The sequence below is a fragment of the Shewanella oneidensis MR-1 genome, assembly GCF_000146165.2.
GTDB classification, from domain to species: domain Bacteria; phylum Pseudomonadota; class Gammaproteobacteria; order Enterobacterales; family Shewanellaceae; genus Shewanella; species Shewanella oneidensis.
Window position 1 is genome coordinate 502,286 of sequence record NC_004347.2, and the last position, 14,448, is coordinate 516,733.

A 14,448-nucleotide genomic window follows, 5' to 3' on the forward strand; every position below is an offset into this window, starting at 1 on the left:
TCGCAGGGTAACTGAGTTTTTGAGGGCGGAATGTGATCTGTCTCGGCATTAAAATGGTCATTTATGACTTTGGTTATTTTTGAAAAATCAAACCTGTTTTTAGGTTTTTTTAGATCTAAAAAAACAGGTTTAAAATCTAAGAAATCACTAATTTAAATTTGTTAAGTTAATGATTTAATGTGTTTTTTATGTTTTTAGCTCTATTGATTTCTGAATCGAAAATTAATGTGCTCTAGCGCAGATTTTTTGCTTTTTCTCTCATTCATCATGCAGTCACTGGTCAATTGTTTATGTCGTTCAGTGAACAGTTAGGTTCAGTGGAAAATATAAAACTAATGATAAATTAGGAGTGAATGATGAAGCGATGGAAAACCAAAACAGCCTTAGGCGTGCTGTTTTGCTTAGGTTCTGCCGTAAGCGCTACCACAATCGCATCCGATGCTAAATCGGATGGTAAAGTGGTCCCTGGTGTGGGTAATAAACAACAAACTCACTATACTCAAGATATTCTGGCTAATCCAAAGGTGTCAGAAAATTTAATGGAAAAATCTCGTGGTGTTAAAACACTGCAGGATTATATTGTTCAAGAGCAAGAATTGTTTGATTTTCTTTTTGAAAATCACCCAGTTTTTAAATATGACGCAGAAGGTCGATTAAAGGGCACTTATAAAGTCAGTGACCGTGGTGAAGAATATCTACACGGTGGTGACAGTGTTGCTTACAGTAAACACAGTAAAGAAGTTAACTCAACTGACGGCACGGCAGTTCGCTACAGCGCCTATGAAGATGGTCAACGCCCAAAGGCACTGCAATATCGTTTAGGGGCAAAATCGATTTTAGATTTTCCTAACAAGTTTGTTGGCCCAGAAAAATGCGGTGAGTGTCATGGTCCGCAATACGAAAAATGGAGACGTTCACGTCACTCTAAGACGATTCGCTTCCCTGGCGAACATCCAGAGGTCGATAACGACCTGAAAAAACCAATGTATACCACTAAAGATACCTCGATTCTGCCATCGGGTATTACTCCAGACGCTATCTATGCCACTGTGGGTACACCACGTACCAAATACGGTTTTATCGATGCTTATCTGGTGCGCGGTACTTACCACGTGAAAGATGGTCTGTTAAAGGATGGCACTGGTACTATGGTCGCCGGTGGTAACCAGTTCTCCCGTGGTTGGGCTGAGTGGTTAACGCCTGAAATGGCTGCAAAAATTAACAAAGCCATCCCAAGTTTCCCTCTCAAAATGGAAGATTTTGGTACTAGCGGTTCACACCAATGGGGCATGAGCTCGTACGGTGCTAAGTACGAGAAAGAATTCCTATTTCAACCTGCTAGCTCCTATTGTGAAATGTGCCACAGCTTCAAGTTTGACTTCCAAACTAAAGAGGAGTTTTTTGCTGCTCTAGGGAACCCGAAAGAGCTGCAAAAACACACTATTTCTAAAGGTATTACCTGTGAAGAGTGTCACGGCGCGGGTGGTCACTTAGACGGTGGTATCGGTGGCGGCATGCCATCTAACTGTGAACGTTGTCACCAACGCTTCAACTTTGTTGAAGAGTTAGCTGAGACACCACAGGGTCAAGAAAAGCTGGAATACGCTTTCAACGTGAAGATGAAGTCTTCTTGCCCATCTTGCGGTACTGAAGGTTCGCAAATGTTTGCTTCTGCTCACTACGACAAAGGTATGCGTTGCTCAACCTGTCACGATCCACACGAAGTGACTGATGGTGATTGGAAATCTGGTATCACTAAGCCAAAAATCATCAAAGAGTGTACTGACTGTCACACGGCTCAAGCTGAGATTGCTAAGAACACCAACACTCACAGCAACCAAACCTGTCAAAGCTGTCACATGCCAAACATGGGAAGCTGTGAAAACTTCACTGCGATCCAATTCCCTGATATGGCGGGCTTCGACAACGTTCGTAAGTCACACATGTGGAAGATTGATGTCGATCCACTGCGTAAGACCCTTAACCCACCTGAAGGTAAGTCTCGCGATGCGACCACCAAAGGTTGGACTGTGGCTAAAGACGAAAACGGTTACAACTACCTCGACCTGATGTGGACTTGTGCCCGTACTTCGGCTTCTGACCACGACGTAACTGAAAACAAAGGTTGTCATAGCCAGTTCCAATCTGAACTCGAAGTGGGCTTACATTTCGAAGACCAAATGGAAATTTATGGTGAAGTTCAGAAGTGGCAAAAACCAGTGAAAGATCTGTTTGGCCAAGTTCTGCAAGGTTTACAACGTATCGACAAGTTACTGGAAGTGACCCAGTTACCTGTAGATAAGAAAACCGAAGTACTGATGCTGACTGATAAAGCGCAAGACGTCATTAAGTTGGTGGAAGCAGACGGTTCATGGGGTGCCCATGGCCCACGTTACACTCAAAAACGTTTAGATGCTGCGCTTACATATGTACAGCAAGCTCAAGCCATCATCGATGGTAATGGCTACAACGCTAAAATGTAGTTCGACTATGCACCTTGTCATCCGGCTGAGCTAGCGGCACATAAGGTGTAAATAAAGTCCCGACATCTTCGGATGTCGGGAACTTAAGAGACTAATTTATGAATAAATTCATTCGCCAAACCTTAACTCAATTAGCTCTTTTCGCGACATTGCTCATCCCTGCAATGCCAACCTTGGCTGGGGGTGGTTCTGAAATGTCAGAGGTGCCCTATAACGAAATTCAGTTGAATCCCATTTCCATGCGTGAAGCAGAGACCTTAGTCGGTCAGCAAGGGGTTTATTTTTTCGATGTAAATACGCTGGAAATCTGGGCGGAAGGTTTTATCCCCGGGGCGGTTTTTTTCAATGTTCAAAATTGGAGAGAGTTACTTCCAAAGAATAAAGATGCGGTGATGGTGTTCTATTGCGCTAACCGCCTTTGCACCGCCAGCAACATGGCCGCACGGGAAACCATGAAGCTAGGTTACACCGGTGTGCGCCATATGGCCGATGGTATTTTCGGCTGGCGCATGTCAGGAAGAGCAACAGAAAAGCCATAGTAATCAAATAAATAATTTAATCTGTTATGGGCAAAGCCCATACGTTTTCGGCTAAAGCACTAAGCCCAAGGGCTAAATTGTAGAGAACATAAAATGAAAAAATCTATGCCAACTTCTTTTATCCCAAAAACCATCACAGTGGCGACCTGCGCCGCATTGTTTGTGTCAATGGCGAGCTTTGCCGCCCCAAGCCTTAAAACCGATGCAGATAAAGCGTCATACAGTATCGGTGCATCTGTCGGTAACTACATTTCTGGCCAGGTTTATAACCAAGTGGAATTGGGCGCGGAAGTGAATGTGGATTTAGTCGTTCAAGGTTTTGTGGACGCGCTGAAAAAGCAACAGCAATTAACCGATGAAGAAGTGGTGACGTATCTCAATCAACGCGCCGAAGAATTAAATCAAGTGAGAAAAGCTAACGCTGAAAAATTAGCCGCTGAAAATATCAAAGCGGGTGAAGCCTTTCTTGCTGAAAACAAAAAGAAAGCTGGCGTGACTGTGACCGAATCAGGCCTGCAATATGAAGTGTTAACCAAAGGCACAGGTAACAAGCCTAATCCTGAGGATGTGGTGACCGTTGAATACGTCGGCAAGCTTATCGATGGCACTGAGTTTGAAAATACTGTTGGTCGTAAAGAGCCGACACGTTTCGCCTTAATGACAGTGATCCCTGGTTGGGAAGAAGGCTTAAAGCTGATGCCGATGGGCTCAAAATACCGTTTTGTCATTCCCGCAAACTTAGCTTATGGCAATGAATTTGTGGGTGAAATTCCACCGCAATCTACCTTGATATTTGAAATTGAGCTGAAAAATATCGAAAAGCCAAGTGAGAAGAAAGAAGCCCGCATGATGGGCATGATGCCCGCTCACTAAGGTTTGGTTTGAGGATAGGTTTAAGCGCGGGCTAAGCACTCAGTGCTGAATGCTCATGAATGAGCTTGGGATAGGCGAGCAAAGAGGTTAGGCATGGCAAGTTTAGGGTTCACCATCGCACTCTTATTAAGCGGATTTGTTGCTTGGATTTTCTGGCAACACGCACGCTTAAATCAGCTGCAAACCGTGGCGAGACTGCCCCTAGTCTCCCATTGGTTGCCAGTGCTGTGCAGTGGTGTATTGCTTGCGATGACGCTCGCCATCTACAGCCAAACAGGACGTTATAGCGATTGGGATAAGGGCAAGCTCGATGAACATATTGACTATTTAGTCGCTGCTGACATCACCAAAGCCCTACGCCTGGTGGATGCTGAACCCAAAAATCCATTGGCATTGATGTCACTCGCCCAGGCATACAGCGCGGGTGGCAAGTATGGCGATGCAGTGCAGACGCTAGATAAGTTGTTAGCACTTACGCCGGAAGATGCTGAGGTGTTGGGGGCAAAGGCTAATGCACTGTATTACCGCGACCGCAGGCAAATGACCCCCGAAACCTTAGAGGTGATAGCCAAGGCGTTGGTTCTCTCGCCCTTTGAACCTCAAACCAAGATGTTACTGGCGACCGATGCCTACCTGCATACCCGTTATCAAGAGGCAATCGATCATTGGCAGTCATTGTTGACTCAAGCCAGCGGCCGTGTAAATCGCGATGCCATCAATAACGCGATACAAAAAGCACAAATAAAATTGAATGAAAGTGGATATTAATCAAGTCGCTAGCCATTTTCAGGCATGTAGGAACGATAACGATATAAATAAAAACGTCGGTATAAAACCGATAGATGGAGGATGTTGTGAGTGAAAATATAGAGAGACGGAGGTTCCTTAAAAGCGCTGGCATGTGCTCTTTGATTTTAACGCCTTTAGCGGGTTGTTCGGTCAAAGAAGATGCTGACAGCGCCCATAAGCCCCATTACGTCATGGTCTTTGACCAAAATAAATGTGTCGGTTGTGGCGATTGTAAGACCGCCTGTAACCAAGCAAACAACTTACCCGCAGGTGTTTCTCGGGTGATCCTTGAGCAGCAAAGTGGTCGTGTTGAAGGCCAAGCCTGCCCTCACTGCGGCAAGATGGTTTGTGACTGTGAACGTAAGTTTGTGCGGGTTTCCTGTCAGCAGTGCAAAAATGCCCCCTGTGTTACGGTTTGTCCAACGGGCGCGGCGCACCGCGACGCGAAAACGGGCATCGTGACTATGGATGCAAGCAAATGCGCTGGCTGTAAGTACTGTATCGGTGCCTGCCCATACAATGCGCGTTTGATTAACAACAATACCGATGTGGCTGACAACTGTGACTTCTGCCTGCACAGCAAGCTATCTAAGGGTGAGTTACCAGCATGCGTGCAGAGCTGTAAGTATGATGCATTGATCTTTGGCGATGCCAATGATCCTCAGTCCTATGTCAGTAAGTTATTGGCGGTAAAAGACTCTGTGCGCATTAAGCCACAGTTTGGTACTGAGCCGAGCTTACGTTACATACCAATCGTCAAACTGGGAGTGTAAATATGGATACCAGTATGGATTTTACCCTAGGACTCTCCCAAGGCGTTGCTTGGCCTTGGCCGATTGCAGTGTATTTGTTTTTCGCGGGGATTTCGGGCGGGGCGTTAACCATTGCGCTGGCACTGCGTTTTTACTTAGGTCAGGTGGAAAATACCGCCTTCTTAAAAGCGGCGACCCTGCTGTCCTTTGTCACCATTAGCTTAGGGATGTTATGTCTAGTTCTTGACTTAACTAACCCCTTATTCTTCTGGCGAATTTTGGTGTTCTATAACTTAAATTCTGTGATGTCAATTGGTGTTATTGCGCTGTCGGTGTATATCCCGTTAGTCGCAGTAGTCGCTCTTTTAGCCCTCGAAAAAGAGCTGATGGCCATCCCACAATTGAAGTTCTTAGCGCCGATTATTGCCAAGTTAAAAGGCTTTAGACGGCCAATGGAAGCGCTCGCGTTAGTGCTGGCGTTATCTGTGTGTGCTTACACTGGTTTCTTGATTTCAGCGCTGATCCGCTTCCCGCTGATCAACACCTCGGTACTCCCAGCGCTATTTATTGCCTCGGGTCTATCTGCGGGTGGAGCTTCAGCCAAAATGCTGGCGGTATGGTTATTTAAAGAACCCCTGCACAGCGGTGAAATGAAGATTCTGCACGGTGCTGAGTGGCCAATTATGTTCGCCGAAGCCATGTTTATTTTCATGATCGCGACAGCGTTGTTAACTGGTAATGCGGGTGGTCAATTTGCCTTTGCCGCCTTCCATGAAGGTGTGTGGGCAAGCGTATTCTGGATTGGTGTCGTGGGTATCGGCTTTGCCGCGCCACTGCTACTCAATTTTGCGACGGGTAAACATTTTAGTCATTCGGCCAAAGCGTTTTATATGTCGGGAATGTGTGCGGTAGTGGGGATGATGTGTCTACGACTCTTTATCCTGTTAGCTGGCCAAAATTACGCGATTTAGCAATGTAATAAGGCCATAGGCCTTTGATGAACCATTTTTTTTATCAACCCTCGTCGCAAGAGGTCTGTCCCTGCAAGGTGCCTTGGCGAGGTGTTGATATTTTTCAAAGGATTAGCAGTATGAAAAAGTTCTTTGGGTTGTTATTACTCCTTCCTTTGTTATTGGGATGCAATAAGAGTGAGGCCACCGATCACCAACATAAGGCCGAAATGATCCACGAGCATGATCGTTGTCACCTGTGCGGCATGGTGATCACCAAATACCCAGGACCAAAGGGGCAAGTACACCTTAAGGCTGAGAAGATGGTGCCTAAGTTTTGTTCTAGCCGCGATATGTTTAACTTTGCATTACAACCTGAAAATAAAAGACAAATCGACTATATGATGGTGCATGACGCCGCCGCGACCGATTGGGATCAGCCTGACGATGGTGCCTTTATCGATGCCGCTAGCGCTTTTTATGTTTATGGCACCAGTAAAAAAGCCGTGATGGGGCCAGCAGTGGCACCTTTTAGTACCAAAGCTGCCGCCGAAGCCTTTGCTAAAGAATACGGTGGACGAGTATTAACCTTTGACGATATCACCCTCGAATTGCTAGCTGGCGATAAGTAGGCGATTGATCATGTTGCGTTTATTGCTCCTTTGTTGGCTCTGTGGCGTATCCTTTATCGGGGGGGCGCAGGAGTTAAGGGTTAAAGATACAGCTTCTTTGACTCAAGCATTGGTGCAGGCGCAGGACGGTGACACCTTAGTGCTCGACACCGCGGTGTATGAGGGCAATTTCAGTGTCACCCGCTCCATTCATATTAAGGGCGAAGCGGGTGCGACCCTCGATGCTCAGCGCCAAGGTAGTGCCTTAACCATTACCGCACCCAAGGTGATTGTTGAAGGGCTTAATATCCGCCATTGGGGGCGGGATCTTTACTATCACGATGCTGGCATTTTATTGCTGCCCGGGGCTGACGAGGTGCTTATCAAGGGCAATCGTTTCGTCGGTGATGGCTTTGGGATTTATGGCGAACAACTTGCATCGCCCCGCATTATTGAAAATAGCATCAGCGGCAATGGCGCCATTTATGTATTAGACCGAGGCGACGGGATTTTTCTTAAGCATGTGACCGCGCCCGATGTGCAACAAAATCATATTATCTTTGTTCGCGATGGGGTATATCTCGAGTCTGTGACGGACAGCAAAATTCATCATAATCAATTTGCTAAGCTGCAATACGGCATCCACTACATGTATACCCGTGGCGATGAAGCTTCGCAAAATCAAGCCACTAGTGTTGATGGTGGCTATGCGCTGATGAACTCACAACAAATCTATCTGCATCATAATCGCGTTAGCCAAGCGCGGGACTTTGGCATTCTGCTCAATATCACCAACGATTCCCATGTTCAGGCGAATATCGCCACAGAGGTGCAGCATCCCCAAGGTTCGGTGGAGCTCGGTAACGAAGGCAAGGGCATTTTTATTTACGCCGCGCAGAATAATCGTATTGAAGATAATGAATTTAGTCAGAGTGATACTGGGATCAGCATGGCCATGGGCGGCGAAGCCAATCGCCTTTGGCATAATCGTATTTTAGGCAACCAGACCCAAGTGAAATACGTTGGTGAAGCGCAACTGGAATGGAGTTATCAGGGGCAGGGCAATTACTGGTCTGAATACCGTGGCTGGGATACAAATGGCGACGGTGTGGGGGATATCGCCCACAGACCTAACGACAGTTTAGACAAGCTATTTTGGCTCTATCCCGAGGCGAAGTTATTGATGGAAAGTCCAGTGGTATTGCTGCTACGTTGGGTAGAGCGGCAGTTTCAGCCAACCAGTATCAGCGGTGTGAGTGATAGTTTCCCCTTAATGCGACTGATCACAGAGGGAGATGGAATATGAGCCATTTTACCAACAACGCCATCAATCCACAGGCGCTGACATTAATGACAAAGCAAACTGCCGCCCAAGGGCAAGTAGCCGTTAAGGCCGTGGGATTGAGCAAGCGATATGCTGAATTTGAAGCGGTAAAAGATCTTAACTTTGAAGTGCTTACAGGCCAAACCTTGGCGCTGCTAGGCCATAATGGTGCCGGTAAATCTACCCTGATAAAATTGATCTTAGGCTTGGTATCCCCAAGCGCGGGCCAGTTGTATGTGCAGGGACAAGAGGTGCAAGCCAAACGGGTAAATGCGAGTTTGTCTTTAGGCTATTTACCTGAAAATGTAAGCTTTTATGACAATATGACGGCACATGAACTCTTAAGCTACTTTGCCAAACTTAAGGGTGTTGCACCTGTGCGAGTCAACCTTTTACTGGAAGAGTTTGGCCTGATGGCGGCGAAGGATAAACGGCTGCGCACCTTTTCTAAGGGGATGCGCCAACGTTTAGGCTTAGCGCAGGCGGTGCTTGCTGATCCTAAAGTGTTGCTGCTGGATGAACCGACAGTCGGGCTTGACCCCCTCGCATCGGCCTTTTTATACCAAAAAATGGCGCAACTTAAGGCGCAGGGCTGCGCGATTATTATCAGTACCCACGAGTTAGGTTTAGTGCAAGATCAAATGGATAGTGCGCTGATTTTAGGCCAAGGCCAGATGCTTGCCTCGGGGAATTTGCACAGTCTAAGGGCTGCCACCTCGCTGCCAAGCCTGATTGAGTTGCACCACGTCACGCCGCTGCAATATCAACAGTTGTTAAGCCAAGCCTTATTCGCCTCACTGTTAGAACCCTCAGCCTCGGACAGAGTGTGCTTAAGGGTGCCCGATGTGCTAAAAGCCAAGGTGATACAGCAATTACAGGGCCTCAAAATCCATGAGTTTTCCGTGGTACCGCCGAGTTTGCAGGATATTTTCCATTTTTATATGGCAAGTCTTTATCCCCATGGCACGCCCAGTAGCGCCGCCTTTGGTAGTGCAAAAAACGTTAAATCGGAGTTAGTGGCATGAGTCAAATCCGTCACCTCGAACAGCCGTCCAGTTTAGCGAGTTACCGTCCGCCCATGGCGTTGACACTGATTCAAGCTGTTGCGGTAAAAGAATTTAAAGACAACCTGCGTAACCGCTGGTTATGGCTTATGGCAGGTATGTTGTTGATTCTGTCCCTGTGCGTGAGCTTTATGGGCAGTGCTGTGTCGGGCAGTTTAGTGGTATCTGAGAGCGCGCAAATCTTCTCGGGTTTAGTCACGCTCGCGGTGTTTATTTTGCCATTGGGCGCCATTTTACTCAGCTATGATAGCTTTGTCGGCGAGCGGGAGTCGGGTACCTTGCTGTTGCTGCTTACCTATCCCTTGGCACGTTGGCATTTGGTTTGTGGCAAATTACTCGGCCATGCCTATGTGATCGCCACAGCCTGTTTATTGGGATTTGGCTTAACGGCGCTGTTGTTAGTTGCGCTTGGGGAAGCGCATGCAAGACTGACCCTAGTGACTGGCTTTATCCATCTGATTGGCAGTGGGATTTTACTGTCCTTAGTGTTTGTACTCTTAGGTTACTGCGTGAGCCTATGTGTGCGGGAAAAAGCCAAAGCCCTTGGAGTGTTACTGTTACTCTGGTTTGTATTGGTATTGGTTTATGATTTAGTACTCTTAACCGCCCTCGTCAGCATGGCGGAAGTGCTTAGTCGTCACTTATTTAACCTATTGATTTTAATCAATCCGACCGATCTTTTCCGGGCGTTAAATCTGCTAGCAAACCCTGCAGATAGCTTGTCGGCTAAGAGTAGTCTTGCCCTCATTGCTCAATCGGGGATGGGCATCCCTTTAATGTACGGTTTGTTTGTCGGCTGGTTAGCGGTTTTATCGCTGATTTGTTGTTTTATTTTTAATCGGCAAGAGGTGTAATTACCGGATATAAGTTTGAATATTGTTCAGTAAAACAATAAGTAAACTGAGTATAGAGTCACAGTATTTTATGTTGTTAAAAGGTAAAATCAGTCATCTTGATTTGGTAGCCACAAATCACGGTTGCTCTCGGGTGAAACTGAGTTTCACTGTGTTTGCCCGTTGTTAGCGCAATCATAGTCTATTGTTTTGGCTTAGTTTTGGGCGCTTAACATGCATAAAATTACTTCATACCTAATGCTAGATGAACAGGCCAAGCAGCTTGTTGACCATGTTCATGGAACCGAGATCGGTCTGACCTTTTCAGAAACCGCCGTACTCGTGCTGTTGCTGTCATCGCCGAATGCGATTTTTACCAAGGAAGATTTGTTGCAAGTAGGCTGGCCTGAGCGTGTGGTCGCTCCGACCTCCTTGACTCAGTGCATCAGTACATTACGAAAAAAATTAGAGCCTTATACCGAGGTTCAACTCAAGACTGTGGCGCGCCGCGGTTATCAATTGCATGTTTCTGAACAGTCCCATGTCAAGATGTTGGCGATTAATGATGCCGACGCCATCCGCGATGCCATTGTGGGTGTATCGGTTTGGACTAAGGTCGCGGGCATCATTATGCTGGGTTTACTCCTAACCTTCGTTTGGTACTGGAGTGATCACCATGCTGTGGTTAAGCATGTTGCGAAATGGAATGCCGACAAGTATATCAGCCTTAATATTGGTGGAACCTTAGGCACGGCGCAGGTGCTGTATATTGATGAGGAAGAACACCTGCACCCCTCGTGGTGGCAAAAACATTTAGCACCAGAGGGTAATCATATCAATGGATTACCTTATTTCAGTGCTTTTGCGTCGACGGATGGTCAAAACTATTCAATGGCGATTTGCCCTGCGTTAGATGCCAAGGATTGTACTGGCAAAGGCATTATCAATATCACCTCGATTGATGCTAAACCCGCAGGCCTAAGCATGGCGGAATTTATTCCTCTTAGTAAAAAGATGGAAGAGCGCATTCGTTATAACCGTGTGGTCTTGCCCGTTGATGATAAAGGGGTGGGGGAACTGCTGGAACATAACTATCACGCCGATATCTATTTTCCGGTGGCGGGTGAATTATTGGTTCGTACAGACCTCAGCATGTCGCTGGTGTACCAAGGGCAAAATAGAGGTAAGTTTTACTCTACCTCCTGCATTACCGATCAGGACTGTTTAACTACGCCGATTAAGTACACGATTCGGGGAGAGTTTGAGCAATATCAAACTCAAATCGATGATCTGAATGTGGATGTATTCCATGTCAAAGTGGCGCAGAAGGAGCTGACCAAACCCGATGAGGTAAGCCATTCTGCCATGCAGTTTTATCGTGCGATTCGTAAGCACGATATTCGCGATGAAGATCTGTTTTACTACCGAGTTTATCAAAATAAGGACACCGCAGTCTGGATCGTCCCGCAAATGGGACAATTGCTGGCGTGGACTCAGTACACCCAAGTCAAACTCTAACTTCGCATGTTATTAAAACAGCCGATAGCCATCGGCTGTTTTGCTTTTAGGAGTGTATTTAGGGCGTGTTGACGTTTCAGGTTATTTTTGCAGCAGTTTGGCTGGCTTTTATGCAAGGCAACGTCTGTGCAGTGTAGTTATTCTACATAAACAGACGATAACGCAGCAGAAACGTCAGCCAAATGCTGCCCGAAGGGTTCGTCTGGCAAGCCCTTGTTCTTTGGCACTCGTCATTTGAGTAGAATAACTACACATCATTCCTCGTTTCGCGAGCACGTGCTTGCCAGAACGAACAAAATCTAATCTCGAAACGTCAACACGCCCTAAAGACTTTGCATTAACTTTCCACCATAAAGCGTGACTTTCTTTTACATCTTGGCTTATCGCCAGTTACACTGCTTCGCCTATGCTCAGTCACGACCGAGCATTTCATAAGCCAAAATACAAGAATAACAACGGAAGGAGTCTTCTATGTCGGACCGCCTGATCCCCGCCTTATTACTGTCGACGACAGTGCTAACGGGACTATCTGCCTGTGGTGACACCACCAAAGATACCGTCGCAACAGTGAGCGGCAATGTCGCTTCAGCCCAAACCAGCACTGGCCAAAACGCCGAACAAGCCAACGCCATGCCCATCGGCATTAATCTCGCGGCTATGTCGCCCAAGGTTAAACCCGGTGATGACTTTTATACCTACGCCAATGGCGAATGGATGAAAACCACAGAGATCCCTGCGGATCGCTCAAGCACGGGGGCGTTTTTAGTCGCTTTCCAAGAGACGGAAAAGCATAAGACCAGCCTGATTGCTGAGTTAGTTAAGGCCGAACACGCGGCGGGCAGCGATGAAGCGCGTATCGCCGATTTTTATAAGGCTTTTACCGATACCGCCGCCATTGATGCAGCGGGGATGAAGCCGATGGCAGCCGACTTAGCCCGTTATCAAGCCATTATGGATAAACAGGGCTTATCGGCGGCGCTCGGGGCGAATCTGCGCGCTGATGTGGACCCACTCAATGCCACTGATTTTTTCACCGAAAACCTCTTCGGTATTTTCGTCACCCAAGGTTTAGCTACCCCAGGTGAAGTACTGCCTTACTTTCTCCAAGGCGGTTTAGGATTACCCGAGCGCGAATATTATCTCTCGGACGATCCTAAAATGGTGGAACTACGCAGCGCTTACCGCGCCTATATCGAAACCCTGTTAACGGATGCCGGAATTAGCGATGCCGCTGCCCGTGCCGAGCGCATTTTTGCCCTCGAGCACAAAATCGCTGCTGCCCACGCCAGTCGTGAAGACAGCGAAGATTTCACTAAGGCATCGGGTGTATGGAGCCGCGCTGATTTTGATGCCAAAGCCCCTGGTATCGACTGGACCGCCTTTTTAGCCGCAGCGCAGCTGGATAAGCAAGGCAAATTTGCCGCCTACCATGCCAGTGCCATTACCAACCTCTCGGCGCTGGTGGCCTCAGAGCCGTTGGATGCGTGGAAAGACTGGCTTGTGTTCCACCATATCAACAGCCATGCGGATGTGTTGCCGTCCAATATTGATAATGCGTCGTTTGCCTTTAATGGCACTAAGCTGTCGGGCACGCCTGAGCAGCGCAGCCGTGATAAGCGGGCACTAAGTGCATTGGATGAGTATTTAGGGGATGCCGTGGGCCGCGCTTACGCCGAGCACTATTTCCCTGCCTCAGCTAAGGCTGAAGTTAGCACTATGGTCGACAATATCGTGACTGCCTTTGGCAAGCGCGTCGAAAAACTAGAGTGGATGGACCCCTCAACCAAGAAAGAAGCACTGGCTAAGGTCGCAACCATTGCCGTGGGCGTGGGTTACCCCGATAAATGGCGTAATTATGATGCTTACACTGTTTTGCCCACCAATGCCTACGCCAATGCCATCAATGGTGAGAAGGTAGAATATGCCCATCAACTCGCCAAAATCGGCAAACCTATGGATAAGGGCGAGTGGTGGATGACGCCGCAAGTCGTCAACGCAGTAAACTTGCCAGTGCAAAACGCGCTTAACTTCCCCGCGGGGATTTTACAGCCGCCATTCTTCGATGCGAAGGCCGATGCCGCCTATAACTATGGCGCGATTGGTGCTGTGATTGGCCATGAGATCAGCCATAGCTTCGATAATAATGGCGCGGCCTTCGATTCGACGGGCGCTATGCGTAACTGGTGGACACCGGCGGACTTTGCCCAGTTTGCTAAACAGGGCGAGGCACTGGCGAAGCAATTTGATGCCTACGCGCCATTCCCCGATCTGCATGTCAACGGCAAGCTGACCTTAGGCGAAAACATTGCCGACGTAGCGGGCTTAGCGGCTGCACTCGATGCCTACCATGCCTCACTTAACGGCAAGCCTGCACCGGTTATCGATGGCTTTACTGGCGATCAACGCTTCTTTATCGGTTTTGCGCAAACCTGGGCGACCAAGATGCGTGACGAGGCTTTGCGTGCCCGCGTGGCGACCGATGGTCATGCCCCCGGCATGTATCGCGCGCTAACGGTGCGTAACTTAGATGCGTGGTACACAGCATTCGATGTGAAGCCCGGCGATAAGCTGTACTTAGCACCAGAGGAACGGGTAAAAATCTGGTAAGCCTAATGCGGTAAACGAAAGGGGAATATTATGTTCCCCTTATTTATTGAATGATTCATCCGGATGCCGATTTTGTGGATGGATTAAGTCCTGTAAGATAGCGGT

The 14,448-nt window shown here is 47.6% G+C and carries 12 protein-coding genes; all 12 read left to right on the forward strand.

Annotated elements, in window-relative coordinates:
- The first annotated feature begins 356 nt into the window (after positions 1-356).
- The 12 genes from sirA (at position 357) to SO_RS02345 (ending at position 14,343) form a co-directional block, all read left to right on the forward strand.
- Positions 357-2,483: a dissimilatory sulfite reductase SirA gene (sirA, locus tag SO_RS02290; RefSeq protein ID WP_011070829.1), complete on the forward strand. Its 2,127-nt coding sequence runs from the start codon at positions 357-359 to the stop codon at positions 2,481-2,483.
- 98 nt (positions 2,484-2,581) lie between these two features.
- The gene (locus tag SO_RS02295; protein WP_011070830.1) at positions 2,582-3,022 is read left to right on the forward strand and encodes a rhodanese-like domain-containing protein; all 441 of its coding nucleotides are present in this window, start codon (positions 2,582-2,584) and stop codon (positions 3,020-3,022) included.
- Between the two features lie 93 nt (positions 3,023-3,115).
- On the forward strand, positions 3,116-3,895 hold the full coding sequence (locus SO_RS02300; RefSeq protein ID WP_011070831.1) for an FKBP-type peptidyl-prolyl cis-trans isomerase: 780 nt from the start codon (positions 3,116-3,118) through the stop codon (positions 3,893-3,895).
- 93 nt (positions 3,896-3,988) lie between these two features.
- On the forward strand, positions 3,989-4,663 hold the full coding sequence (locus SO_RS02305; RefSeq protein ID WP_011070832.1) for a tetratricopeptide repeat protein: 675 nt from the start codon (positions 3,989-3,991) through the stop codon (positions 4,661-4,663).
- A gap of 86 nt (positions 4,664-4,749) precedes the next feature.
- On the forward strand, positions 4,750-5,457 hold the full coding sequence (locus SO_RS02310) for a 4Fe-4S dicluster domain-containing protein (protein WP_011070833.1): 708 nt from the start codon (positions 4,750-4,752) through the stop codon (positions 5,455-5,457).
- Between the two features lie 2 nt (positions 5,458-5,459).
- On the forward strand, positions 5,460-6,407 hold the full coding sequence (gene nrfD / locus SO_RS02315) for an NrfD/PsrC family molybdoenzyme membrane anchor subunit (RefSeq protein WP_011070834.1): 948 nt from the start codon (positions 5,460-5,462) through the stop codon (positions 6,405-6,407).
- Positions 6,408-6,526: 119 nt separating this feature from the next.
- Positions 6,527-7,018 (forward strand): nitrous oxide reductase accessory protein NosL, encoded by a 492-nt coding sequence (locus tag SO_RS02320; protein ID WP_011070835.1) that lies wholly within the window; start codon positions 6,527-6,529, stop codon positions 7,016-7,018.
- A 10-nt stretch (positions 7,019-7,028) separates the two neighbouring features.
- Complete coding sequence (gene nosD, locus SO_RS02325; RefSeq protein ID WP_011070836.1) at positions 7,029-8,303, forward strand: nitrous oxide reductase family maturation protein NosD; 1,275 nt, start codon at positions 7,029-7,031, stop codon at positions 8,301-8,303.
- Positions 8,300-9,346 (forward strand): ABC transporter ATP-binding protein, encoded by a 1,047-nt coding sequence (locus tag SO_RS02330; protein ID WP_011070837.1) that lies wholly within the window; start codon positions 8,300-8,302, stop codon positions 9,344-9,346. The genes nosD and SO_RS02330 overlap by 4 nt, the downstream gene beginning before the upstream one ends.
- Complete coding sequence (locus tag SO_RS02335; RefSeq protein ID WP_011070838.1) at positions 9,343-10,239, forward strand: ABC transporter permease; 897 nt, start codon at positions 9,343-9,345, stop codon at positions 10,237-10,239. The genes SO_RS02330 and SO_RS02335 overlap by 4 nt, the downstream gene beginning before the upstream one ends.
- Before the next feature lie 213 nt (positions 10,240-10,452).
- Complete coding sequence (locus SO_RS02340; protein WP_011070839.1) at positions 10,453-11,736, forward strand: winged helix-turn-helix domain-containing protein; 1,284 nt, start codon at positions 10,453-10,455, stop codon at positions 11,734-11,736.
- 471 nt (positions 11,737-12,207) lie between these two features.
- Positions 12,208-14,343, forward strand: a complete 2,136-nt coding sequence (locus SO_RS02345) for a M13 family metallopeptidase (RefSeq protein ID WP_011070840.1) — start codon at positions 12,208-12,210, stop codon at positions 14,341-14,343.
- Positions 14,344-14,448 lie beyond the last annotated feature (105 nt).

Bases quoted from the DNA above. Each gene is read 5' to 3' on its own strand.
- SO_RS02295 (WP_011070830.1), top strand. From the start codon at position 2,582: ATGAATAAATTCATTCGCCAAACCTTAACTCAATTAGCTCTTTTCGCG.
- SO_RS02305 (WP_011070832.1), top strand. From the start codon at position 3,989: ATGGCAAGTTTAGGGTTCACCATCGCACTCTTATTAAGCGGATTTGTT.
- nosD (WP_011070836.1), top strand. From the start codon at position 7,029: ATGTTGCGTTTATTGCTCCTTTGTTGGCTCTGTGGCGTATCCTTTATC.
- nrfD (WP_011070834.1), top strand. From the start codon at position 5,460: ATGGATACCAGTATGGATTTTACCCTAGGACTCTCCCAAGGCGTTGCT.
- SO_RS02330 (WP_011070837.1), top strand. From the start codon at position 8,300: ATGAGCCATTTTACCAACAACGCCATCAATCCACAGGCGCTGACATTA.
- SO_RS02335 (WP_011070838.1), top strand. From the start codon at position 9,343: ATGAGTCAAATCCGTCACCTCGAACAGCCGTCCAGTTTAGCGAGTTAC.
- SO_RS02345 (WP_011070840.1), top strand. From the start codon at position 12,208: ATGTCGGACCGCCTGATCCCCGCCTTATTACTGTCGACGACAGTGCTA.
- SO_RS02320 (WP_011070835.1), top strand. From the start codon at position 6,527: ATGAAAAAGTTCTTTGGGTTGTTATTACTCCTTCCTTTGTTATTGGGA.
- sirA (WP_011070829.1), top strand. From the start codon at position 357: ATGAAGCGATGGAAAACCAAAACAGCCTTAGGCGTGCTGTTTTGCTTA.
- SO_RS02300 (WP_011070831.1), top strand. From the start codon at position 3,116: ATGAAAAAATCTATGCCAACTTCTTTTATCCCAAAAACCATCACAGTG.
- SO_RS02340 (WP_011070839.1), top strand. From the start codon at position 10,453: ATGCATAAAATTACTTCATACCTAATGCTAGATGAACAGGCCAAGCAG.